Annotated in this window: 13 protein-coding genes and 1 riboswitch; of the genes, 8 read left to right on the top strand and 5 right to left on the bottom strand. The window is 73.4% G+C overall.

The genetic code is table 11. The annotated features are described in order from the left end of the window. The first annotated feature begins 134 nt into the window (after positions 1 to 134). From NCI01_RS08505 to NCI01_RS08495, 3 genes are all read left to right on the top strand, one after another. Positions 135 to 2,114: a sensor histidine kinase gene (locus NCI01_RS08505; RefSeq protein WP_254181043.1), complete on the top strand. Its 1,980-nt coding sequence runs from the start codon at positions 135 to 137 to the stop codon at positions 2,112 to 2,114. A 188-nt stretch (positions 2,115 to 2,302) separates the two neighbouring features. After that, positions 2,303 to 10,090 carry a hypothetical protein gene (locus NCI01_RS08500; RefSeq protein ID WP_254181042.1) on the top strand — a complete coding sequence of 2,596 codons (7,788 nt, stop codon included), beginning with the start codon at positions 2,303 to 2,305 and terminating at the stop codon, positions 10,088 to 10,090. Positions 10,091 to 10,160: 70 nt separating this feature from the next. Further along, positions 10,161 to 11,153 carry a hypothetical protein gene (locus tag NCI01_RS08495; RefSeq protein ID WP_254181041.1) on the top strand — a complete coding sequence of 331 codons (993 nt, stop codon included), beginning with the start codon at positions 10,161 to 10,163 and terminating at the stop codon, positions 11,151 to 11,153. Positions 11,154 to 11,186: 33 nt separating this feature from the next. Here the strand turns inward: NCI01_RS08495 and icmF are convergent, their stop codons facing one another. The 3 genes from icmF to NCI01_RS08480 form a co-directional block, all read right to left on the bottom strand. After that, positions 11,187 to 14,411, bottom strand: coding sequence for a fused isobutyryl-CoA mutase/GTPase IcmF (gene icmF, locus NCI01_RS08490; protein ID WP_254181040.1), 3,225 nt, complete (start codon positions 14,409 to 14,411; stop codon positions 11,187 to 11,189). A gap of 179 nt (positions 14,412 to 14,590) precedes the next feature. Continuing rightward, on the bottom strand, positions 14,591 to 15,082 hold the full coding sequence (locus tag NCI01_RS08485) for a MarR family winged helix-turn-helix transcriptional regulator (RefSeq protein WP_254181039.1): 492 nt from the start codon (positions 15,080 to 15,082) through the stop codon (positions 14,591 to 14,593). An 11-nt stretch (positions 15,083 to 15,093) separates the two neighbouring features. Next, positions 15,094 to 15,849: a helical backbone metal receptor gene (locus NCI01_RS08480; RefSeq protein ID WP_254181038.1), complete on the bottom strand. Its 756-nt coding sequence runs from the start codon at positions 15,847 to 15,849 to the stop codon at positions 15,094 to 15,096. Positions 15,850 to 15,934: 85 nt separating this feature from the next. Between NCI01_RS08480 and NCI01_RS08475 the strand changes: the two genes are divergently transcribed. Further along, positions 15,935 to 17,110 carry an aldehyde dehydrogenase family protein gene (locus NCI01_RS08475; protein WP_254181037.1) on the top strand — a complete coding sequence of 392 codons (1,176 nt, stop codon included), beginning with the start codon at positions 15,935 to 15,937 and terminating at the stop codon, positions 17,108 to 17,110. On the opposite strand, the gene NCI01_RS08470 is transcribed toward NCI01_RS08475, so the two are convergent. Both NCI01_RS08470 and NCI01_RS08465 read right to left on the bottom strand, forming a co-directional pair. Then, positions 17,049 to 17,498 carry a GNAT family N-acetyltransferase gene (locus NCI01_RS08470; RefSeq protein WP_254181036.1) on the bottom strand — a complete coding sequence of 150 codons (450 nt, stop codon included), beginning with the start codon at positions 17,496 to 17,498 and terminating at the stop codon, positions 17,049 to 17,051. The two genes, NCI01_RS08475 and NCI01_RS08470, sit on opposite strands and share 62 nt — an antisense overlap. A gap of 8 nt (positions 17,499 to 17,506) precedes the next feature. Beyond that, on the bottom strand, positions 17,507 to 18,406 hold the full coding sequence (locus NCI01_RS08465; protein WP_254181035.1) for an alpha/beta hydrolase: 900 nt from the start codon (positions 18,404 to 18,406) through the stop codon (positions 17,507 to 17,509). Positions 18,407 to 18,438: 32 nt separating this feature from the next. Next, positions 18,439 to 18,548, top strand: a riboswitch (TPP riboswitch). Here NCI01_RS08465 and NCI01_RS08460 point away from each other — a divergent pair. The 4 genes from NCI01_RS08460 to NCI01_RS08445 all read left to right on the top strand — a co-directional run bounded on the left by NCI01_RS08460 (position 18,539) and on the right by NCI01_RS08445 (position 23,390). After that, a complete protein-coding gene (locus tag NCI01_RS08460) occupies positions 18,539 to 19,633 on the top strand; it encodes a thiamine ABC transporter substrate-binding protein (protein WP_254181034.1) in 1,095 nt (364 codons plus the stop codon). Its footprint overlaps the riboswitch before it by 10 nt. Further along, entirely contained in the window at positions 19,630 to 21,318 is a 1,689-nt protein-coding gene (locus NCI01_RS08455) for an ABC transporter permease (protein WP_254181033.1), read from the top strand. The genes NCI01_RS08460 and NCI01_RS08455 overlap by 4 nt, the downstream gene beginning before the upstream one ends. Before the next feature lie 2 nt (positions 21,319 to 21,320). Continuing rightward, on the top strand, positions 21,321 to 22,322 hold the full coding sequence (locus NCI01_RS08450) for an ABC transporter ATP-binding protein (RefSeq protein ID WP_254181032.1): 1,002 nt from the start codon (positions 21,321 to 21,323) through the stop codon (positions 22,320 to 22,322). A gap of 21 nt (positions 22,323 to 22,343) precedes the next feature. Further along, complete coding sequence (locus NCI01_RS08445; RefSeq protein ID WP_254181031.1) at positions 22,344 to 23,390, top strand: phosphatase PAP2 family protein; 1,047 nt, start codon at positions 22,344 to 22,346, stop codon at positions 23,388 to 23,390. Positions 23,391 to 23,460: the final 70 nt, after the last annotated feature.

Raw genomic sequence — 23,460 nt, 5'->3', positions numbered from 1 at the left:
GTGCCCGAGTCTGGACCCGGCGACGCCCCGCTGTCGCGCCGCGGCGTGGTTTCTCGGGCAGATGTGAGCAGATCGTGAGGTCTGCCCTCGGCGAACCGCCGTCGGGCGCCCGCCCGCGGTCGTAGTCTGTGCCCATGACGAGGGGGGCCCTGCCGCCGGCACGGTCGGCCGCCTTCGCAGCGACCTACGTCGTCCTCACCCTCGTCGGGCGGGCGACCGCGATCGAGGGCCAGGTCGTCAGCCTGGTCTGGCCGGGGTCCGGCGTCGCCTTCCTGTGGTTGCTCGCCGAGTCGCCCCGCCACGTGCTGCGCGTGCTCGTGCCGCTGACGGCCCTCCACTTCGGCGTGGTCGTCGCCACAGGGGTGTCCCCGCTGCTGGGCCTCTTCGGAGCCGCGTCGGTGACCCTCCAGACCGCCGTCGCGGTCCTGCTGCTGCGCCGCTGGTGCCCGACGATGCTCGGCACCGGCGGGACCCACAGCATCCGGTCGCCCCGCGCCCTGGCTGTGACCGCGGGCTCGGCGGCGATCGGCTGCGCCCTCGGCGCGGCGGTCGGGACGCTCGGGCTCTGGCTCGACGAGGTCCCGGTGACCGGCCTGACCCCGGTGGCGTGGTTCGCGCGGCACTTCGCCGGCGTCCTCACCGTCGGTGCGGTCGGGCACCTGGCGTGGGAGTGGCACACGCAGACGATCCCGGCCCGTGTGCGCGGCGGATCGCGCGCCGAGCTGGTGCTGCTGTGGGTGGTGTCGGTCACCGCGACCGCCCTGCTGTTCGTCCAGCCCTACCCGGTCGTCTTCCTCGTGATCGCCTTCGCCGTGTGGTCGGCCGCCCGGTTCCGGACCTTCCCCGCCGCCCTGCACTGCCTGGTGCTGGGCGGCCTCGCGCTCGTGCTCAGCCTGACGGACCACGGCCCGTTCGCCGCTGTCGAGGACCCGGTGGCCGAGGTGCTGGTCTCGCAGCTCTTCATGGTCGTCGTGGTGCTCACCGGCCTCGCGGTGGGCGCGCTGGGCGACCGGGTCGACGAGGCGTACGCCGCCGTGACCGCGGCGCGTGCCGAGTCGGCCGAGCAGGCCGAGCTCCTCGCGGAGATGACCGAGAGCATGGACGAGGGGCTCATCGTGCTCGACCCGGACGGGCGCGTCGAGCGCAGCAACGGCGCCAGTCGCCGGCTGGCCCACCGGGTCAGCCTCGCGACCACCGACGCCGACGCGCTGGCCGAGCTGGTCGCGCTGCTTCACGACCCCGAGCCCTCCCACACCGGCGCGGTGCGCGCCGAGCTGGGGGTCGGCGACGTGGTCATCCCGCTGGGCAGCGGGGAGGAGATCGTCCTCGCGGTCTCCCGCGCCACGCTGTCCCGTGCCGGCGGGCCTCCCGGCGTGCTGCTCGTGCTGCGGGAGGTGACCGAGCACCGCTCCGGCCTGCGGCCCCTCGCCGGCTTCGCGTCGACCGCCGCCCACGACCTGCGCGGCCCGCTCTCGGCGATCCGCTCCTGGGTGGGCCTCGCCGCGGACGACCTCGAGCCCGGCTCCCCGGCGGCGGAGCCGCTGCGTCGCGCCGAACGGGCCGCGGAGCAGATGGGGGAGCTCATCGGCGACCTGCTCGAGCACGCGCTGGCGGAGTCGGGCGAGCTCGCCGCGCGCGAGGTGCCCATCGTCGGCCCCGACGGCGTCCTCGACCAGGTGTCCGGACTGCTCGGGCCCGACGACGTGCTCGAGGCGGCTCCCGATCTGCCGTCGGTGCGCGCCGACCCGGTCGCGGCGCGACAGCTCTTCGGCAACCTGATCGGCAACGCCGTCAAGTACGCCAAGCCCGGCGAGCACGCCACCATCACCGTGCGCGCCCGGCGAAAGGGCTCGCGCGTCGTCGTCGAGATCGAGGACCACGGGGTCGGGGTCGAGGACTCCGAGCGCGCCCTGATCTTCCAGCGCTTCCACCGCAGCGGCGCCGTCCGCGCCCACTTCCGCGGGACCGGGATGGGGTTGTCGATCTGCCAGACCATCGTGCAGCGCCACGGCGGCACGATCGAGTGCCTGGCGACCCCGCCCGGAAGCGGGACGGTCTTCCGGTTCGACCTCCCGGCCGGCTCCGCCCCTGAGGGTGGAGAGACGGGCCGCTGACGCGGATTCTTTACCGTCGTCCGGCCAACCTACGCCAATGTGGGCATGCCGCGTCCTGTGACCGGGGCCTACCAATGCTGTAGGCCCGGTCGAGTGACCCCCCGCTCCGGGCGGGCCGTCCAGCCACCGGCCGCGGGTCGATTCTCGGTAGGACTTGCCGACACCTTGAGTGAGGCGCCATGCACCGCATGCCCGCATGGATCACGGTCCTCCTGGTCACGGCGGGGGTCGCGCTCGCCCCGCTGCCGGCCAGTGCCGCCCCCGGCGCCCCGGTGATCACCGGCCATCCTGCCGCGACGGTCGAGACCCCCTACGCGGCGTTCACGTTCCTCGCCGCCGGGGCGACGTCGTACGAGTGTCGGGTCTTCGCTGCCGGCACCCCGGACGGGACGCGACCGGCGTACGACGACTGCGGCCAGGCGGGGAGCCACCGCACCGAGGCACTGGCAGACGGCGACTGGACCTTCGAGGTGCGGGGGCGTGACGAGGGCGGCACCGGGCCGAGCGCGACGAGGGACTGGACCGTCACCTCCGACCCGGTGGTGCAGTGGATCGTCGAGCCCACCGGGAGCTACTCCGCCCGCACCGTGGCGGCCACCTTCACCGCTGCCGGTGCGACGAGCTTCGAGTGCCGGCTCGATGACGGCGGCTTCGCCGCGTGCGGCAACGGCCAGAGAGGCACCTGGACCTCCCCGATGCTCGCGGCGGGCCCGCACGTGCTGCAGGTGCGGGCGTCGGACGCCGGCGGCCCCGGGCCGGTGGCGACCGCGACGTTCACCATCGCCGACCCGCTGGGCATCACGTGGCTCGCCCGCCCGCAGGGGACCGTGGACGCGCGGGCGCTGACGGCACGCTTCACGGCGAGCGGCGCCGTCCGCTACGAGTGCCGGCTCGTCCGCACGGACCCCGAGCCCGACCCGCTGCCGGGGTTCAGCACGTGCGGCAGCGGCCGCAACGGGCACTGGCGCAGTGAGTTGCTCCCTGACGGCGCCTACCGGCTCGACGTGCGCGCGGTGGACGGTGTGGACCCGGGACCGACGGCCGCCGCCGAGTTCGTGGTGGCGGCGAGCAGCCCCCTCGTGTGGGTGTCACGACCGCAGGGCACGATCGAGCACCGGGCCGTGACGGCGATGTTCCGCGCCACGGGAGTCAGCGGCTTCGAGTGTCGAGTCCACCGGACCGACCCCGTGCCGACGGACGTCCCGGACTTCAGCGCCTGCGGCAACGGGCGTCAGGGCTACTGGCGCTCCGCGGTGCTGGAGGACGGGGCGTGGCGCCTCGAGGTGCGTCCCGCCGACCCGACAGGCCCCCGGCCGGTGAGCGGCACCGAGTTCGTGGTGTCCCGTCCGCTCGCCGTCTCGTGGGGTGCTCGCCCCACCGGCACCATCGCGGGGTCGACGTACGCCGCGACGTTCAGCGCCGAGGGCGCCATCTCCTACGAGTGCCGGCTGGACGCGGGCGCGTGGGGTGGCTGCGGCACCGCCCGCAACGGCTACGAGACGGGTGCGCCGGGTGACGGTGAGCACGTCCTCGAGGTGCGCGCTGTCGACGAGCACGGACCGGGCCCGTCGAGCAGCACGACCTTCACGATGCTCGGACGGGACGCCGGCGCGACCGACCTCCAGGTCACGTCCGGGCCGAGCGGGACCACGGGGCTTGCGTGGGCGGCGTTCTCCTGGGCTGCGCGGGACGCCGCGTGCTTCCGCTGGGAGCTCGACGGGGACGGTGACCTCTCGGATGCGTTCTGCTACCACCCCGCCTCCTACGGCGACACTGCGTCGATGTCGGCGTCGTTCGCGAACCTCGCCGACGGCGACCACCTCCTCCGCATCCAGGCACAGGCCGCGGACGGCACCTTCGGCGACGTGATCACGCGACCCTTCACCGTCGACACGGCTGCCGGGACACGCGTACGTCTGGTCACCGGCCCCGGTGCCGCCTCGACCGTCGAGTCGGCCTGGGCAGCCTTCTCGTGGACGGCCGAGCAGGCACGTTGCTTCCGCTGGCAGCTCGATGGCGACGACGACCTCTCGGACGCGTTCTGCTTCGACCCCGGCTCCTACGGAAGTGCGGCCTGGCAGGACACGTTCACTGCCCTGCCCGACGGCGTCCACGTCCTCAAGGTCCAGGCCGAGTCGCTGGGAGGCACGCCGGGGCCCGTGACGTCGCACTCCTTCACCGTGGCCACGGGGGACGTGGTGCGCCCCCGCATCACGTCCGGACCTGCCCAGGACGCCACCGTGGAGGCTTCGTGGGCTGCCCTGGGATGGGAGGCCGACCAGGCCCAGTGCTACCGCTGGGAGCTGGACGGGGACGGTGACCTGACGAACGCGTTCTGCTTCGACCCCTCGTCGTACGGCGCAGCGGCACTCAGCTCCGCGTTCGACGACCTCGCCGACGGCGAGCACACGCTCCGCGTCCAGGCCTCCTCCCTCGGAGGCACCTACGGCCCCGTCGTCACGCGGACGTTCCTCGTCGACACGGCCGGTGCCGTCCGCCCGCGGATCATCGCCGGACCCGGTGAGGACGCGACCATCCCCAGCGCCTGGGCCGCCTTCGCGTGGACGTCCGAGCAGGCGAGGTGCCTGCGTTGGGAGATGGACGGCGACGGTGACCTGTCGGACCGGTTCTGCTACGACCCCGCCTCCTACGGCTCCGCCGCGTCCGCTGCCGCGTTCGACGGCCTCGGGGACGGGACGCACGTCCTGCGGGTGCAGGCGGAGTCGGTCGGCGGGACTCCTGGCCCGACCATCACCCGGACGTTCCGCGTCAACAGCGGCCCGTGGGTCACGGTCTCGTCCCGGCCACGGCAGGTGCTCCCGTCGTCGACGGCCGCGTTCGCGTGGTCGGCACCCGGGGCCGAGTGCTACCGCTGGGAGGTCGACGGGGACGGTGACCTCGCCGACAGGTTCTGCTACAACCCCGCGTCCTACGGCGCCCAGGCCCACTCGGACTCGATCTCGGGACTCGCCGACGGCGCCCACACCCTGCGGGTGCAGGCCCAGTCGACCGGGGGCGCCTTCGGGCCCGTGACCCCCGTCCAGTTCACGGTCGAGACCAAGGCGCCGGAGACCACGATCACCGGCGGTCCGACGGGATTCGTGTCGTCGCGGGCGGCCTCCTTCACCTTCGACGCCGACGAGACGGCGACGTTCGAGTGCAGCGTCGACGGAGGGGCGTACACGGCCTGCGGGTCGCCGCTCGAGCTCGACGAGCTCGAGCAGGGGGTGCACTCGCTGTCCGTGCGGGCCGTCGACCTGGCCGGCAAGACCGACGCCACCCCCGCCACCCGCTCCTGGACCGTGGACACCGTGGACCCGACGGTCATCGACCTCGACGGTCCGAGCGGGACCATCGTGGACCCGGACTTCGTCGCGGTCCTGACGTTCCAGGCCGACGAGCCGGCGACCTTCGAGTGCCGCCTGGTCCCCGCCGCCTTCGCGCCGTGCGCGCCCCCGACGTCGTACACCGCGCTCCCGGACGGTCAGTACCGCTTCGAGGTGCGGGCCGTCGACCGCGCGGGCAACCGGAGCGCGGTGGCCTTCCGCGAGTGGACGCTGGTGACCGACCCGCCGGAGACCGCCCTCACGAGTGCCCCGTCGGGCCTCGTGCGCCAGACGTCGGCGACCGTTGCGTTCACCTCGCCGGACAGCCCGGTCACGTTCGAGTGCGAGGTCGACGGGGCCGCCTGGGCGGCCTGCACCAGCCCGCTCCAGCTCACCGGTCTCGCTCAGGGCGACCACACCGTCCGGGTCCGCGCGGTCCTGCAGGGCTCGCTCCGCGATCCCTCGCCAGAGGTGGCCACGTGGACCGTCGACACGATCGGGCCCACGACGACCATCACCTCCGGCCCCTCCGGGACGGTGGGTGCCGGCCCCAGGACGCTCACGTTCCTCGCCGACGAGCCCGCGACCTTCACCTGCGTGGTCGACGGTGGCACGCCCTACACGTGCACCTCTCCCGAGAGCATCGGGGCACTCGGCTCCGGCGCCCACACCTTCACGGTCCGGGCGACCGACGAGGCCGGCAACGTCGGGTCCGACGCGTCCCGTTCCTGGACGGTGGACGCCGAGCCGCCCGTCGTGACCATCACGGGCCGGCCCGCTGCGGTGACCAGCCAGACGAGCGGCACCGTGAGCTTCACCGTCGACGACCCGAGCGCCACGGTGGAGTGCCGCCTCGACGGCGGGGCCTGGTCGCCGTGCACCTCCCCGGTCACGCGCACCGGCCTCGCGGAGGGCGAGCACGTGCTCGAGGTGCGGGCAACCGATGCGGCCGGCAACGCGTCCGACCCGGCCGCAGCCCAGTGGCGCGTCGACACCACGGCACCGGTCGTGGCCATCACGTCCGCGCCGGTCCTGCCCACCAGCTCCTCGACCGTGACGATCGGCTTCACCGTCAGCGAGCCGGCCGACGCGTCCTGCCGGGTCGACGGCGGACCGTTCACGCCCTGCTCCTCCCCGCACGCGTTCGCCGACCTCAGCGACGGCGTGCACCGGGTCGAGGTGCGCGCGACCGATGCCGCGGGCAACACCGGGACCCCTGCGGGTCGCGACGTCACCGTCGACACGGTCGCGCCCCGGGTGACCATCACCGGCGGCCCGGCCGACACGGTGCCGCAGACCGACGCCCGCTTCACCTTCACCGTCGACGAGTCGCCGGTCACCACGCGGTGCAGCCTCGACGGCGCCGCGTTCACGCTGTGCGACAGCCCGGTGACGTACGCCGGGCTGGACCAGGGCGTCCACACGGTGCGGATCCAGGCGACCGACGCGGCGAGCAACACCGGGCCGGTCGAGTCGCGGACCTGGACCGTGGACACGCCCGAGCCCGACACGACCATCGACTCTGCGCCCCCGGCCGTCAGCAACGACCGGACGCCTGCGTTCGCCTTCAGCTCCGACACCGTGGGTGCGACGTTCGAGTGTCGGCTCGACGACGCCACCGTCTGGACCAGCTGCGCGAGTGGGCTCGAGGTCGGTCCCCTGGGCGACGGGCCGCACACCTTCCGGGTGCGCGCGGTCTCCGACGGGCTGACGGACCCCACACCCGACGCCCACACCTGGGTCGTCGACGCCACCGCGCCGGTGGTGACGGTGACCCAGCGCCCTGTGGGCCTGGCCACCCTCGTCGGCAGCCGGTTCGTGTTCACGGTGGGCGAGGAGGCGACGGTCGAGTGCCAGGTCGACGGGACGTGGCGCTCGTGCGCCAGCCCGTTCGACCCCGTCCTGACGGACGGGTCCCACACCGTGCGCATCCGCGCCACCGACGCGGCCGGCAACGTCGGCCAGACCGACCCGATGACGTGGACGCTGGACGGGACCGAGCCCGACGTCGTGATCACCTCCGGCCCCTCCGGCGACCACACCAGCCGGACGGCCACCTACACCTTCACCGTCGACGACCCCACCGCGACCGTCGAGTGCCTCCTCGACGGCGGCACCTGGACGCCCTGCTCGAGCCCCCGGACCTTCACCGGTCTTGAGGACGGCCCGCACTCCTTCTCGGTGCGGGCGACCGACCCGGCGGGCAACCGCGGAGCCGAGGGACGGTCGTTCTTCGTCGACGCCACGGCCCCGGTCGTCACCTTCACCAGCGGACCACCCGCGGTGACGACCTCGCGCGTGGCCGACCTGGCGTTCCGGGCCGATGACCCCCAGGCCGTCCTGCGCTGCCGGCTCGGCACGGCCGCCCTGGCGCCGTGCACGTCCCCGGTGCAGCTCACCGGCCTCGCGGACGGGACCTGGACGTTCCACGTGGAGGCGACCGACGGCTTCGGCAACTTCGGGACCGCCACCCGCACCTGGGTCGTCGACAACACCCCGCCGACGGTCACCATCACGTCCGGGCCGTCCGGGACCGTCACGTCCAACGACGTCTCGTTCTCCTTCACGGCCGACGACTCCCCGGCGACGTACGAGTGCCGGCTCGACGCCGCCGCCTTCGCGCCGTGCACCTCGCCGCGCGCCTACGACGACCTCGCGGCCGGCGCGCACCGGTTCGAGGTCCGCGCGACCAACGGCGCCGACGTCACCGGCCCGATCGCCTTCCGCGAGTTCACCGTCGCCGTGCAGGGCGATCCCTCGATCGCCGTGACGGTCCAGGCTCGTACGACGGCCGGAGCCGCCCTGACCGCCACTGGGCTCGGCGACGACTTCGTGGTGCGGGCGTCGCTGACCAACAGCGGGCCGGTGGCCTCGGACGCCACCGTGCTGACCGTGCCGCTGTCGTCCGACCTGACCCTCGCGGGAGCGCTGCCCGAGAGGTGCGCGTCACCCGATGCCGACGGACCCGTCACCTGCACGATCGGTGTCGTGGGCGCCGGAGCGACGACCGTCGTCGACCTCCGGTTGGACGCGTCGTTCACCTGCACCGTCCACGGGGACTCCGGCAACCAGTCGGGTGACGCCGCTCGGTTGCTCGGCACCGCAGGCGACGACGTCATCTGTGGCGGCGGGGGCGCGGACGAGATCCTCGGACGGGGCGGCAACGACGTGGTGTGGGGCTACGGTCCGACCGGTTCCGTGGCCACGGGCGCGTCGGTCAGCTACGGCCCCGGTGCGCGCACGGCCAGCGCGCCCGTGCCGGCGACGGTCGGCATCGGCGGACCGGACGGCGGCGACACGATCACCACCGCCCAGGGCGACGACACGGTCCGCGCCGGTGCCGGGGCCGACACGGTCAGCACCGGTGCCGGTCGGGACACGGTCGCGGCGGAGGACGGCAACGACCGCGTCGACACCGGCACCGGTCCCGGCACGGCGAGTGGCGGTGACGGGGCCGACACGTTGACGGGTGGCCCGGAGGGGGACGGCGTCGACGGTGGCGCCGGTGACGACACCATCAACGCAGGAGCGGGTGGGAACACCGTCCGCGGCGGTGCAGGCGACGACCGCATCTCGGCGAGCAGCGGCACGATCCTCGCCGAGGAGGGCAACGACACGGTGACCGGCACGACCGGTTCGGTGGATGCCGGTCCCGGCAACGACTCGGTCTCCTCGACCACGGGCCCGGTCCTCGGAGGCGCTGGCAGCGACACGATCACGGGCACGTCCGAAACGGTTCGGGGCGGGCCCGGGAACGACACCGTCAGCGGCACGTCAGGCACCGTGGCGGGTGACGACGGGAACGACGTGATCACCGGGACCCCGGCTGCCGACCTCATCGACGGCGGCAACGGGGACGACGCGGTGGCTGCCGGTGCGGGTGACGACCAGGTCGCTGGAGGCGACGGTACGGACACCCTCCGTGGCGACTCCGGCAACGACACGATCGGCGGCAGCTTCGGCAACGACATCATCTGGGGCGGTGACGGTGCCGACCGGTTGTCCGGCGACACGGGCGACGACACCATCAACGGCGATGCCGGCAACGACAGGATCGAGGGGGACAACGGCGAGGACACCCTCCGCGGCGGCGGCGGGGCCGACATCATGGACGGCGGCATCCTGGACGACGACCTCCACGGCGACGCGGGCGACGACGACCTCGTCGGAGGAGATGGGCGGGACCTGGTCAACGGCGACGTGGGCGACGACGACGTGGCGGGTGGCCGCGGCTCCGACAGGCTATGGGGAGAGGACGGCGACGACCTGCTCGACGGCGGCCAGGACAGCGACAAGATCCTCGGTGGCGGTGGGCACGACTACCTCGAGGGCGGCGCCAACGGCGACGAGCTCAACGGCGGCCTGGGCCGCGACGTCGTCCGCGGTGGCGGGGGAGCCGACGAGCTCGACGGCGGTGGCACTTCCGAGTCCAAGCGCGAGGCTCCGCGTGACCACTGGAACCGGCTCTACGGTGACGACGGGCAGGACATCTGCCACTTCGGGCCCGGCACCGGCATCCAGATGACCAACTACCGCGACGCGACGTGCGAGCTGCGGAAGAAGGGCGACCGCGATCCTGGACGTGGGTGGCTGAACGGATCCGCGATCCGGCTCGATCGCGGGCGCAACCTGCGGGCGTACCCGGGCTAGGGGCGGCTGGCCCGCCGGCTCGTCGAGGGCGGGAGGTTTCGACCGCTCGCTCCCGTGGCACCATCCCACCGTGAGGTCTTCGGGGGTCGCGGTCTGCGGTGTGCTGCTGCTCGGCGCGCTGGTGACCGGCTGCACCGACGATGCGGACGGGACCGCCGGCCCTGCGGACGACGGGCGATGGCGCACCAGCACGGCGCCGGTCGACGCCTCCGGCGTCTCGTGGGCCGTCGGCTCGACGGTCCACCTCGCGGACGGCACCACCGTGGACACGGGCCGCCCGCCGCGGGCCTTCCTCGTCGCGGGTGACGGTGTGTTCTTCGTGCCTGCCGACGGCGACACGTCCACCGGTGACTCGGCGTTCACCGGCGCGGACCTGTGGTTCGTACGCCCGGGAGCGGGCCCCGTCCCGACCGGGCTCGAGGTCGCCGGGACGGGATTGGCCCGCACGCCCGACGGGACACGCCTCGTGGTGCTCGACGCGGACCACGACGAGGGCACCGCGGTGATGCGGTTCCTCGACCTGTCGTCCGGCGAGGAGACCACGTCCGAGGACGGGATGGACACCTCCGGCATCGACGACCCCGTCGACCACCTGCTGGAGGCGGAGGTGGAGATCCTCGCCGTCGACGACGAGCGCGTGCGCGCCCGCGTGATCGAGGGCGAGGAGGTCTACGACCTCCGCACCGGGGAGGGTGCGCCTGCGAGCGACGGCGAGCCTCCCCTCGTGCGTGACGCGCTGACCAGCCCCGACGGGACGTGGCGCATCGAGAAGCCCGGCTCGGGTCCCGACCGCGTCGTCGACGCCGACGGACGGGTCGTCGACCTCCAGGTCCCGCAGGAGCGGTGGAACCTGTCCTGGTGGGCCGACCAGGAGACGGCGGTCGGCACCGTGATCACCGGGCCGGGCACCGGCAAGCGGACCACCGAGGGCGACACCGTCACTCTCCTGTCGTGCACGGTGCCGACCGGCGCCTGCACCGTCCTCGAGGACTCCGCGGGCCAGACGGTGCTGTTCCCGCTCCGCTCCCCGGTGGCCGCGATCCGGCTGCAGGGCGGGGAGTGACGAGACGGTGACGGCCGGCTGGGCCGCCGGTGCTCAGACGTTGCGGCGGTACTGCCCTCCGACCTCGAAGAACGCCTCGGTCACCTGCTGGAGCGAGCAGACGCGGGCGGCGTCCATCAGGACGGCGAAGACGTTGTCCCCGGAGATCGCGGCGTCCTTGAGCCGGGCGAGCGCCTCCTGCGCCTCGGCGCCGTGGGCGGCCTGGAAGGCACGCACACGGGAGAGCTGCGACTCCTTCTCGGACTCGGTCGCCCGGGCGAGCTCGACCTCCTTGGGCTGCGCGTCGGCCGCCGACTCCTTGACGAAGGTGTTGACGCCGATGATCGGCAGCGACCCGTCGTGCTTGCGGTGCTCGTAGAGCATCGACTCGTCCTGGATCCGGCCACGCTGGTAGCCGGTCTCCATCGCGCCGAGCACGCCGCCGCGCTCGTTGATCCGGTCGAACTCCTCCAGGACGGCGGCCTCGACGAGGTCGGTGAGGTCGTCGATGACGAAGGACCCCTGGAGGGGGTTCTCGTTCATCGCAAGGCCCCACTCGCGGTTGATGATCAGCTGGATCGCCAGAGCGCGGCGCACTGAGTCCTCGGTGGGGGTCGTCACCGCCTCGTCGTAGGCGTTGGTGTGGAGGCTGTTGGCGTTGTCGTAGATCGCGATGAGGGCCTGCAGCGTGGTGCGGATGTCGTTGAAGTCCATCTCCTGCGCGTGCAGCGACCGGCCGCTCGTCTGCACGTGGTACTTCAGCTTCTGCGAGCGCTCCGAGGCGCCGTACTTCTCCTTCATCGTGACCGCCCAGATGCGGCGCGCGACGCGGCCCAGCACGCTGTACTCCGGGTCCATGCCGTTGGAGAAGAAGAACGACAGGTTGGGCGCGAAGTCGTCGATGTCCATGCCGCGGGCGAGGTAGGCCTCGACGTAGGTGAACCCGTTGGCGAGGGTGAAGGCGAGCTGGCTGATGGGGTTCGCCCCGGCCTCGGCGATGTGGTAGCCGGAGATCGACACCGAGTAGAAGTTGCGCACCTGGTGCTCGATGAACCACTCCTGGATGTCGGCCATCATCCGCAGGCTGAACTCGGTGGAGAACAGGCAGGTGTTCTGGCCCTGGTCCTCCTTGAGGATGTCGGCCTGCACCGTGCCGCGGACGTTGGCGAGGGCGTACGCCGCCAGAGTGGCGCGCTCCTCCTCCGACGGCTCGCGGCCCTCCCGCTCGCGGAAGGCGTCGACCTGCTGGTCGATCGCGGTGTTGAGGAAGAAGGCGAGCACCGTGGGGGCGGGGCCGTTGATGGTCATGCTGACGCTCGTGGTCGGCGCGACGAGGTCGAAGCCGTCGTAGAGCGCCTTCATGTCGTCGAGGGTCGCGACGGAGACGCCGGACGTGCCGACCTTGCCGTAGACGTCGGGGCGCGGGTCGGGGTCGCGGCCGTAGAGGGTGACCGAGTCGAACGCGGTCGAGAGCCGGGTCGCGTCGTTGCCCTCGGAGAGGATCTTGAAGCGGCGGTTGGTGCGGGCCGGGTCGCCCTCGCCGGCGAACATCCGCGCCGGGTCCTCGTTGTCGCGCTTGAACGGGAAGACGCCGGCGGTGAAGGGGAAGTAGCCGGGCAGGTTCTCGCTGCGCCAGTAGCGCACCAGCTCGCCGTGGTCGGTGAAGCGGGGGAGCGAGACGCGCGGGATCTTGTTGCCGCTGAGCGACTCCCGGGTCAGCTTGGTGGTGATCTCGCGGTCGCGCACCTTCACGGTCTGCTCGTCGCCGGAGTAGGCCTCCACGACCGACGGCCAGCGCTCGAGCTGGTCGGTGACCTCGTGCGGCACGGCCTTGCGCGCGGACTCGAGCAGCTCCGCGACCTGCCCGAGGTCGCCGTCGGCCAGCTGGTCGGCCACGTGCTGGACGCGCTGGAGGTGGCGCGCCGCCTCGGCGAGCTCGGTCGTGCGCGCGTGGTAGCCGCGGACGGTCTCGGTGATCTCGGAGAGGTAGCGCACCCGGTCGGCCGGGACGACCTGCCGGATGCCGGAGGAGTGGCGGACGTCGACGTGGGGGAGCGTGCCCTCGCTGACCTCGAGGCCAGCGTCGGCGAGCTCGGCGCGCAGGTGCTGGTAGAGCGCGGTGACGCCGTCGTCGTTGAAGGTCGCGGCGCTGGTGCCGAAGACCGGCATGTCCTGCGGCTGCTTGCCGAAGGCGTTGCGGTTGCGGACGAGCTGGCGGCCGACGTCGCGCAGCGCGTCCTTGGCGCCGCGGCGCTCGAACTTGTTGATCGCGACGGTGTCGGCGAAGTCGAGCATGTCGATCTTCTCCAGCTGCGACGCGGCGCCGAACTCCGGCGTCATGACGTAGAGCGAGTGGTCGACCAGGGGCACGATGCCGGCGTCGCCCTGCCCGATGCCCGGCGTCTCGACGATCACCAGGTCGTGGCCGGCGGCCTTCACCACGTCGATGACGTCGGCGAGGTGGTCGGGCACCTCGTGGGCGCCGCGGGTGGCGAGGGAGCGGAAGAACACCCGGTCGCCGTCGAGGGAGTTGGCCCGGATCCGGTCGCCGAGCAGCGCGCCGCCGCCCTTGCGGCGGGTCGGGTCGACCGCGATGACCGCGATGCGCAGCTTGTCCTGCTGGTCGGTGCGGAAGCGGCGGACGATCTCGTCGGTGAGGCTCGACTTGCCCGAGCCGCCGGTGCCGGTGATGCCGAGCACGGGCACGACGCGGCGCGCGGCCGCGTGACGTACGTCGTCGAGCAGCGACGCGTCGAGTCGCCCGCCCTCGGCGCCGGTGATCGCGCGGGCGACGGCGAAGCGGTCACCGGAGAGCACCTGCTCGGCCGTGACCTGCCGGTCGGCCCACAGGTCGATGTCGCAGTCGGCGACGACCGAGTTGATCATCCCGACGAGGCCCATCTTCTGGCCGTCCTCGGGGGAGAAGATGGTCACGCCGGACTCGCGGAGGCGCTGGATCTCCTTCGGGACGATGACCCCGCCACCGCCTCCGACGACCCGCACGTGGCCCGCGCCCGCGGCGCGCAGCGACTCCACGAGGTACTCGAAGTACTCCACGTGGCCGCCCTGGTAGGACGACACCGCGACGCCCTGCACGTCCTCCTCCAGCGCCGCGTCGACGACCTCCTGGACCGAGCGGTTGTGGCCGAGGTGGATGACCTCGCAGCCCTGGCTCATGAGGATGCGCCGCATGATGTTGATCGACGCGTCGTGCCCGTCGAACAGCGCGGACGCCGTGACGAGGCGGATCGGGTTCTTCGGGGTGTGCAGGTCGGCCATGCTGTCGATAGTAGGACTTCCAAGTATTACTCGCGAGTCACCGAGCGGGGCGGTCCCCGGATATCCGGTGACCGCCCCACTTACAGGTACAGATCCCGGGTGCGAAGCACGCAACTCGGGTGCGAAGTACGGCCCGGGTGCGAGGTCCGGTCCGGGTGCGAAGTCCGGCCCGGGCGGGCTCAGGCCCCGTCGCCGAGGCCAGAGCGCAGCGCGGTCAGCCGGTCGGTGAGCTCGCGCACCTCGTCACCGGGGAGCCCGGGCGTCTCGAACACCTCGCGGTTGAGGGCGTCCGTCGCCTTCTCGACCGCGTCGCGGCCGGCGTCGGTCAGCACCGCTCGTACGACGCGCTTGTCCTCGTCGCTGCGCACGCGCTCCACGTAGCCCTGCGCCACGAGCCGGTCGACCGCGCTGGTGACGCTGGTCGGGTGCACCTGGAGCAGCGACCCGAGCCGCGACATCGGCATCGCGGCGCCGCGGCTGAACGACAGCAGGCGCAGGACCTCGTAGCGGGCGAACGTGAGCCCGCGCGGGCGGAGCACGGAGTCGATGCGCTCGAGCAGCAGCTGCTGCGCGCGCACGACCGAGGTCACCATCGCCATCCCGTCGGCCGCGTCGGCCCAGCCGTGGGCGACCCACTGGCGGTGGGCCTCGCTGATCGGGTCGCGGGTCATGGCAGGGGAGGCTACTCAGTCAGACCGGTCAGCACGGCGTGCGCCTCGACCATCGCCGGGCCGTACCAGGTGAGCAGCCGTCCCGACACCAGCCGGGTCGGCGTACGCAACGCCTCGGGGCCGTCGTCGGCGGTGAAGACGTAGGGCTCGTCGGGGAGCAGGACGACGTCCGCGCCGGCGCCGTCGATGTCGTGCGGGGTCACCGTCGGGTAGCGCCCGTCGCGCCGGGCCGGGCCGTGGGCGAGCACGTTGGTCAGCCCGGCCCGGGTGAGGAGGTCGTCGGTGTAGGTCGGCGACCCGACCACCATCCACGGGTCGCGCCAGATCGGTACGACGACGGAGAGCCGCCGCGAGGCCGGGGCCGACCAGAGGGCACGGGCCGACGCGAGCCACGGCGGGTCGTCGATCCCGAGGGCCTCGCCGAGGAGCCGCGACATCGACGTGAGCGCCTCCTCGACCGTCTCGATCCGGGTCACCCACACGGCCACCCCGGCCTCGCGCAGGCGGCGCACGTCGAGCTCGCGGTTCTCCTCCTTGTTGGCCACGACGAGGTCCGGCGAGAGCGCGCGGACCGCCGCGAGGTCGGGGTTCCTGGTGCCGCGCACGCGGGCGACCTCGAGGTCGGCGGGGTGGGTGCACCAGTCGGTCGCCCCGGCAAGCCGGTCCGGTGCGCTGGCCGCGATGGCCTCGGTCAGGGACGGCACGAGCGAGACGACCCGCCGCGCAGGGGCCTGAAGTGGGACGTCGGCCCCGAGGTCGTCGCGCATGGGGCGAGGCTAGCCACATCGGGCCGGTCGACGCTGCCCGACCGGGTGGTGGGGCGGACGGGGCAGCCGTGATGGAGTTGTCCCCATGAGCAAGCACGCGCGTCGTCCGGCGCTGCCGGTCGACGGCGTGGAGCGCCCCACCGCCGACGGCTGGACCTTCCCGGCCCGCAACCCGGCCACGGCGGAGCCGCTGTGGGACGTGCCGGACGCGGGGATCCCCGACGCGCGCGATGCGGTCACCGCCGCGCGCCGCGCCTTCGACGCGACGCAGTGGAGCTCCGACGCCGCCCTGCGCGCCGACGCCGTACGACGACTCGCCGACGCCGTGACGGCGCGTGCCGACGAGCTGGTCGCCCTGATGGCGGCCGAGACCGGGGTGCCGGTCGCCCTGCGGTCCGCGCACCTCGACGAGGCGCTCGCCACGATGAGGACGGCGTCGGTGGGGGCCGCCCCGCAGCGTGAGCCGGCCGGGGTGACGGCCGTCGTCACGCCTGCCACCTCGCCGCTGGCCGTCGCGCTGTGCGAGGTCGGCCGCGTGCTCGGTGCGGGCGGGACCGTCGTGCTCAAGCCCGCCCCCGAGGCCGCGACCGCCGCCATCGAGCTCGGCCGGATCGCCCTCGACGTGCTGCCGCGCGGCGTGCTCAACGTCGTGACCACCCGTGACGTCGACGTCGCGATCGCGCTGACGCTCGACGAGCGCGTCGACGAGGTCTCCCTCACCGGGTCACCCGTCGTGGCCGAGCGCGTGCAGGTCGCGGGGGAGCGCGCGGGCAAGCGCGTCCGCCTCGACGTCGGCGGTCCGGACGCCGTCCGCGCCGGCGACGACGCGGACCTCGAGGCGGTCGTGACGACGGCCGCCCACGCCCTCGCGAGCAACGCCGGCCAGGGCTGCCGCGTGCCGAGCAGCGTCGTCGTACCGGCGCACCGGCACGCCGAGGCGATGCACGCCGCCACGACCGCGATGGCGGCCGTGGTGGTCGGCGACCCGGCTGACCCCGCCACCCGCTGCGGGCCGCTGCGGTCGGCGGTCGCCCGGGACCGGGTGCGCCGCTACGTCGACCTCGGCCGGTCCGAGGGTGGCGACGTCGCCCTCGGCGGTCAGCCGCTCGACCGGCCCGGCTGGTGGTTCGCGCCGACCGTCATCGGCGGACTCGACCCCGCCTCGCGGCTGGTGCGCGAGGAGGTGCTCGGCCCGGTGCTCATGGTCGCGGTGGAGCCACCCGGTGGGGCCGGCCCGCCCGGGCCATCGGCACGTGCATGACGCCGTCCTCGTCGAACTCCGGCCCGGTGACCTCGAAGCCGTAGCCCTCGTAGAAGGCCGTGAGTCCGGTCTGGGCGTCGAGGCGCACCTCGCGGTCGCCGCACAGCGCCAGCGCCTCGTCCATCAGCACGGCGGCCAGCCCGCGCCCGCGGACGGCCGGTGCGACCACGACGCGACCGATTCGCGCCCACTCCCCGTCGTCGAGGAACCGGAGCGTGCCGAGCACCGTGCCGTCGTCGTCGAGGAGCACGACGTGGCGGGTGGCGTCCTCGAGGTCGCGGCCGTCGAGGTCGGGGTAGGGGCAGTCCTGCTCGACGACGAAGACCTGCTGGCGCAGCCGCCACACGTCGTACGCCGTGCGCACCGGGAGGTCGTCGACGCCGGCCACCAGCACCCTCACCGGACGAACGCCCTCACCTGGCGGAACGCGCGAGTGCCCTCGGGCACGAGGGGGAGCAGCCCGTAGACGTGGATCAGGTCCGGCTCCTCGATCGCGGTCAGGTCCCACCCGGCCTCGCCGGCGCGTCGGGCCAGCAGGCGGCATCCCGGCGCGAGCAGGTCGCGGGTGCCGTAGAGCATGAGCGCCCGCGGCAGCCCGGCCAGGTCGCCCAGCGCCGGGGACACCTCGGGGCGAGCGAGGTCGTCGGGGGACCCGGCCCACCACGCGGCGTAGGCCTGGAGCTTGCCGATGAACAGCCAGGGGTCGATCGCGTCGGCGGCGAAGGTCTCGGGAGTCGACGTGGTGAGGTCGACCCACGGGGCGTGCAGCACCAGCGACGACGCCTGCGCGAGACCGCGGTCCCGCATCGAGAGCGCCATGGCGAGCGCGAGCCCGCCGCCGGCCGAGTCGCCGGCCAGCACGGCGCCACCCTCCGAGCCGGCCCACCTGGCGGCGTCGTCGACCAGCGCGTCGTGCGAGTCCTTCCACGTGTGCTCGGGCGCGAGCGGGTAGTCCGGCATCACGACCCGCGCACCGATCGCGTCGGCCAGGCGGGTGGCGTAGCGGACGTGGAAGGGGTCGATCGGCGCCATGTAGCCGCCGCCGTGCACGTAGTAGAGCGTGCGCGTCGCCGGGCGGCCGCGCGGGGTCAGCACGTGGCACGGGAAGCCGATGTCGGTGACGCTGGCCTCCCAGCGCCGGGCGAAGCGCGGCACCGCGCGCGTCGGCAGGCTCCGGTCCAGCGTGCGGTGCCACGCCTCGACGCGCGCCCGCTCCGTCGGCTCGTCGTCGAGCTCGCGCGAGCGGCGCACCGCGGGCACGAGGCGGGCGAGCAGGTCGTGACGTCGGCTCGGCATGGGAGGCAGCGTAGGGGGAGGCTAGGGTGGGACCACGAAGACAGGGGAGCACGCGCAGGCGTGCTGAGAGTGCGGACCAGCCGCAGACCCTCCGAACCTGATCCGGTTAGCACCGGCGCAAGGGAGTCACACATGTTGCACACACGCGTCCGCGCTGCCCTCACGGCATCGGTCCCGGCCGTCGTGTCCGCCCTGCTGCTGAGCAGCTGCAGCCTCGTCGGAGGCGGCGAGGAGCCGCGGGCCACCGAGTCGCCCGCCTCGTCGACCGGGTCCCCGCAGGCCGGCGGCACCGTCGTCCTCGCCACCCACGAGTCGTTCCACCTGCCGAAGAGGCTGGTGCGCTCGTTCGAGGACGAGACCGGCTACCAGCTCGAGGTGCGCGCCGCCGGCGACGCCGGCACCCTGGCCACCAAGCTCAGCCTCACCGCCGACAACCCGATCGCCGACGCCGCGTTCGGCATCGACAACACCTTCGCGTCGCGGCCGCTCGGCGAGGGCGCCTTCGCCGAGGTGTCCACGACGGCGACCCCGCCCGAGGAGTACGCCCTGCCCGAGGGTGGCGACCGGCTCGTGCCGATCGACTCGGCCAACGTCTGCGTCAACGTCGACACCGCCTGGTTCGAGGCCGAGGGCCTCGAGCCGCCGACCACCCTCGAGGACCTCGCCGACGAGCAGTACCGCGACCTCTTCGTGACGCCGGGCGCGTCGACCAGCAGCCCCGGCATGGCCTTCTTCCTCGCCACCGTCGCGGCCTTCGGCGACGACTGGCAGGACTACTGGACCGACCTGCTCGACAACGGGACCAAGGTCGTCGACGGCTGGGAGGACGCCTACTACGGCGACTTCACCGCCGGGTCGGACAACGGCACCCGGCCGATCGTCGTGTCCTACGACTCCTCGCCGGCCTTCACCGTCAGCGGCGGGCGCACCACGACCGCGGCCCTGCTCGACACCTGCTTCCGGCAGGTCGAGTACGCCGGCGTGCTCGAGGGCGCCGACAACCCCGCGGGCGCCGAGGCACTGGTCGACTGGATGCTGACCGACGAGGTGCAGAGCGCGCTGCCGGAGTCGATGTACGTCTTCCCCGTGATGCCCGGCGCGTCGGTCCCCGACGACTGGGCCGAGTTCGCCCCGCAGCCCAGCGACCCCTACGAGGTCGACCCCGCCGACATCGTCGCCAACCGCGAGCAGTGGCTGACCGAGTGGACCGACGTCATCTCGCGATGACGACCGTCGTCGGTCGAGGAGGGCGGGCAGCGCCCGTCGCGGGACCACAGGTCAAGCGGATCCTGGCCCTGCTCCTCCTCGCCGCAGGCCCCGTCCTGGTGCTCGGCGTCCTGTTCGTGCTGCCGGTGAGCGGCATGCTGGCCGAGGGGTTCGTCGTCGACGGACGCTTCTCGCCGGGGGCGGTGCTCGACGTCCTCGCCCGGCCGCGGGTGCGCCGGGTCGCCTGGTTCACCGTGTGGACCTCCGGCGTCGCGACGCTGCTGGCGGTCGCCCTCGGCCTGCCGGCGGCGTACGCCCTGCACCGGCTCGCGCTGCCCGGCCGGTCCGCGGTGCGGGCGGCGCTCCTGGTGCCCTTCGTGCTGCCGACCGTCGTCGTCGGGGTCGCGTTCCGCCAGCTGCTGGGGGAGGGCGGCCCGCTCGGCGTCCTCCGCCTCGACGGCACGCCGGTCGCCATCGTGTGCGGCCTGGTGTTCTTCAACGTCGCCGTCGTGGTGCGCACCGTCGGTGTCGCGTGGGAGTCGCTCGACCCGCGGCCGGGGCAGGCGGCGGCCGCCCTGGGCGCGACTCCGTGGCAGGTGCTGCGCACGGTCACCCTGCCGGCGCTGCGGCCCGCGATCGTCGGGGCCGCGAGCATCGTCTTCCTCTTCTGCGCGACCGCGTTCGGCATCGTGCTGACCCTCGGCGGGGTCCGCTACGCCACGGTCGAGACCGAGATCTACCTGCTCACCACCACCGTCTTCGACCTCCAGGCGGCGGCCGCGCTGTCGGTGCTGCAGATCGTGGTCGTCGTCGCCCTGCTCGCCCTCGCCGCGCGGCTGCGGGCGACGCCCGACCCGACGACCCAGCGGGCCGTGTCGCCCGTGCGGGCCGTACGCCGCTCCGACGCGCCCGTCGTCGTCGCGACGCTGCTGGTGCTGGCCGCCATGGCACTGCCCATCCTCACGCTGGTGCTCGGCTCGTTGAGCGTCGGGGACGGGTGGGGCCTGGACAACTACCGCGCGCTCACCACGGCCGGCGACGACCAGGCGCTGCTCGTGCCGGTCACCACCGCCCTGGTGACCAGCCTGCGCACCGCCGTCGACGCGACGTGGATGGCGCTGCTGGTGGGGGTCTCCGTGTCGCTGATCGTGACGCGGCGCTCGCACTCGGTCGCCGAGCGCCGGGTCCGCTCGACCCTCGACGGCTTCTTCATGCTGCCCCTGGGCGTGAGCGCCGTGACCCTCGGCTTCGGCTTCCTGATCACCCTCGACCAGCCGCCGCTCGACCTGCGCGACTCCCCGCTGCTCGTGCCGATGGCGCAGGCGCTCGTCGCCCTGCCGCTCGTCGTGCGCACCCTCGCCCCGATGCTCGGCGGCATCGACGACCGGCAGCGCCAGGCCGCTGCCTCCCTCGGCGCCTCGCCGTGGCGCACGCTGCTCACCGTCGACCTGCCGGTGGTGTGGAAGCCGCTGCTCGCGGCGGGCGGGTTCGCGTTCGCCGCCTCGCTGGGCGAGTTCGGGGCGACGTCCTTCCTGGCCCGCGACACCGACCCGACGCTGCCCGTCGTCATCTTCCGGCTGATCGGGCACCCCGGGGAGATGAACTACGGCATGGCGCTCGCCGCCTCGGTCGTGCTGGCGCTCGCCACCGCCGTGGTCGTCCTGGCCGTCGAGCGGCTGCGCGTGCCGGGTGTGGGAGCTTTCTGACCATGCTGCAGATCGACGACGTGACCGTGCGCTACGGCGACAACGCGGCCGTCGACCACGTGTCCCTCGACCTCGCCCCGGGGCAGGTGCTCGCCGTGCTGGGGCCTTCGGGCTGCGGCAAGTCCACCCTGCTGCGGGCGATCGCCGGCCTCGAGCCGATCACGTCCGGCTCGATCTCCTGGGACGGTGCCGACCTCTCCGGCGTGGCCACCCACCGGCGCGGCTTCGCGCTGATGTTCCAGGACGGCCAGCTCTTCGCCCACCTCACGGTCGCCCGCAACGTCGCCTACGCCCTGCGGCTGCGTCGTACGCCCTCGGCGCGGGTCGCCGAGCGGGTGCGCGAGCTGCTCGACCTCGTCGGCCTCGCCGGCTACGACGACCGGCTGCCCGGCACGCTGTCCGGCGGCGAGCGGCAGCGGGTCGCCCTCGCGCGCGCCCTGGCTGTCGAACCGCGGCTGATCCTGCTCGACGAGCCGCTGTCGGCGCTCGACGCCTCGCTGCGCGAGCGGCTGGCCGGAGAGCTGCGCGAGATCCTCCACGCCGCCGGCACCACCGCGCTGCTGGTCACGCACGACCACGAGGAGGCCTTCGCGCTCGCCGACGGGCTCGCCGTGATGCGCGCGGGTCGCGTCGTGCAGCAGGGCGCGATCGACGAGGTGTGGCGCGAGCCGGTCGACGAGGACACCGCGCTCTTCCTCGGCTACGCCCGCGTGCTGCGCGACGAGGCGGCGCGGCGGGTGCTCGATGCGGCCGCCCTGCCACCGGCACACGCCGTCGCCCTGCGCCGCTCGGCCCTTGTCGTCGACGACGCCGGGCCGCTGCGCGCGGTCGTCGAGTCCGCCCGGGTGACCCCCGACGTCGTGCGGCTGGTCGTCGGCGTCGAGGGCGTCGGCACCGTGGACGCGGTCGCCCCGCTCGGCGCCCGCGTGGCCCTCGGCGACGAGGTGTCGCTGCGTGTCGACGTGACACGTCTCGCGGTGCCGCCGATCACGGCCGCACCTTGACCCGTCCCTAGACTGACGAGCGTGTACAGACCGGCCTATGCCCTGCTCGTGGGAGTCGCCGCCACCATGGGCGCGCTGGCTGTCACGGCTGCGCTCATGCTCGACCGGCCGCTGGTGGACCCGGAGGGGTTCCTCGGCCCGTCGTGGCTGAGGCTGCCGCTGCTGGTGCTGGGGGCCTTCCTGCTCGACCTGCTGCCGCGCACGCTGTGGGGCTCGCGGATGAAGCCGGCCCTGATGCCCGACATCGCACGCGCGCGGATCCGCGAGCACTGGGACCGCGAGCGCGTCATCCTCGTGGTGCTCGGGCTCGTGTCCTTCTACATCACCTACGTCTGCTACCGGAACCTCAAGTCGTTCCTCCCCTTCATCATGGGCGAGGACAAGTACGACCGTGAGCTGCACCTGATCGACCGGGCGCTGATGTTCGGCCACGAGCCGGCCACGATCCTGCACACGATCTTCGGCACCGGCTTCTCCGCGCACATCCTGTCGACGATCTACCTGTGGTTCCTGCCGCTGGTGCCTCTGGCGCTCGCCGCCTGGCTGGTGTGGTCGCGCAACATCACCTTCGGCTACTGGTTCGCCACCTCGCAGTGCCTGGCCTGGTCGATCGGCACCGCGTCCTACTACGCGCTGCCCACCCTCGGCCCCGGCTTCCAGTACAGCTACCTCTACGCCGACCTCCCCGAGACCGGGTCGAGCGCGCTGATGGAGTCGCTTTTCTACGGACGCAAGGGCGTCATCCGCGACGGCGCCGAGGGAGCCGTGCAGTCCGTGGCGGGCTTCGCCTCGCTCCACGTCGCGATCACCCTGCTCGTCGCGCTGATGGTGCAGTACACGCTGCGCAACAAGGTCCTCCGCATCGTCTTCTGGGCCAACTTCGCCATCACCGTCGTGGCGACCCTCTACTTCGGCTGGCACTACATCGCCGACGACCTCGCCGGCGTCGTCATCGCCCTCTTCGCCTTCTGGCTCGGCGGGTTGGCCAGCGGGCAGAAGTTCGATCGCGGGGGACTGGCGAGCCACCCGACCTCCACCACCAGCCAGGTCCCCGTCGACGCCGAGTGAGCGGCGTACGCGCCTCACCCGGGCGCTGTCCTCGGGCCCCCGCGCGGTCCCCGGATATCCGGCGACCACC

Source organism: Nocardioides pinisoli (assembly GCF_024199985.1).
Taxonomy (GTDB): domain Bacteria; phylum Actinomycetota; class Actinomycetes; order Propionibacteriales; family Nocardioidaceae; genus Nocardioides; species Nocardioides pinisoli.
The sequence above is the reverse complement of the archived record's forward strand: the minus strand, read 5'-3'. Positions and strand labels throughout refer to the sequence as shown.

What these genes read in the sequence shown, in the direction of transcription:
- NCI01_RS08500 (WP_254181042.1), top strand. Translation starts at nt 2,303, where the DNA reads ATGCCCGCATGGATCACGGTCCTCCTGGTCACGGCGGGGGTCGCGCTC.
- NCI01_RS08460 (WP_254181034.1), top strand. Translation starts at nt 18,539, where the DNA reads ATGTTGCACACACGCGTCCGCGCTGCCCTCACGGCATCGGTCCCGGCC.
- icmF (WP_254181040.1), bottom strand. Translation starts at nt 14,411, where the DNA reads ATGGCCGACCTGCACACCCCGAAGAACCCGATCCGCCTCGTCACGGCG.
- NCI01_RS08505 (WP_254181043.1), top strand. Translation starts at nt 135, where the DNA reads ATGACGAGGGGGGCCCTGCCGCCGGCACGGTCGGCCGCCTTCGCAGCG.
- NCI01_RS08450 (WP_254181032.1), top strand. Translation starts at nt 21,321, where the DNA reads ATGCTGCAGATCGACGACGTGACCGTGCGCTACGGCGACAACGCGGCC.
- NCI01_RS08455 (WP_254181033.1), top strand. Translation starts at nt 19,630, where the DNA reads ATGACGACCGTCGTCGGTCGAGGAGGGCGGGCAGCGCCCGTCGCGGGA.
- NCI01_RS08465 (WP_254181035.1), bottom strand. Translation starts at nt 18,406, where the DNA reads ATGCCGAGCCGACGTCACGACCTGCTCGCCCGCCTCGTGCCCGCGGTG.
- NCI01_RS08480 (WP_254181038.1), bottom strand. Translation starts at nt 15,849, where the DNA reads ATGCGCGACGACCTCGGGGCCGACGTCCCACTTCAGGCCCCTGCGCGG.
- NCI01_RS08485 (WP_254181039.1), bottom strand. Translation starts at nt 15,082, where the DNA reads ATGACCCGCGACCCGATCAGCGAGGCCCACCGCCAGTGGGTCGCCCAC.
- NCI01_RS08475 (WP_254181037.1), top strand. Translation starts at nt 15,935, where the DNA reads ATGAGCAAGCACGCGCGTCGTCCGGCGCTGCCGGTCGACGGCGTGGAG.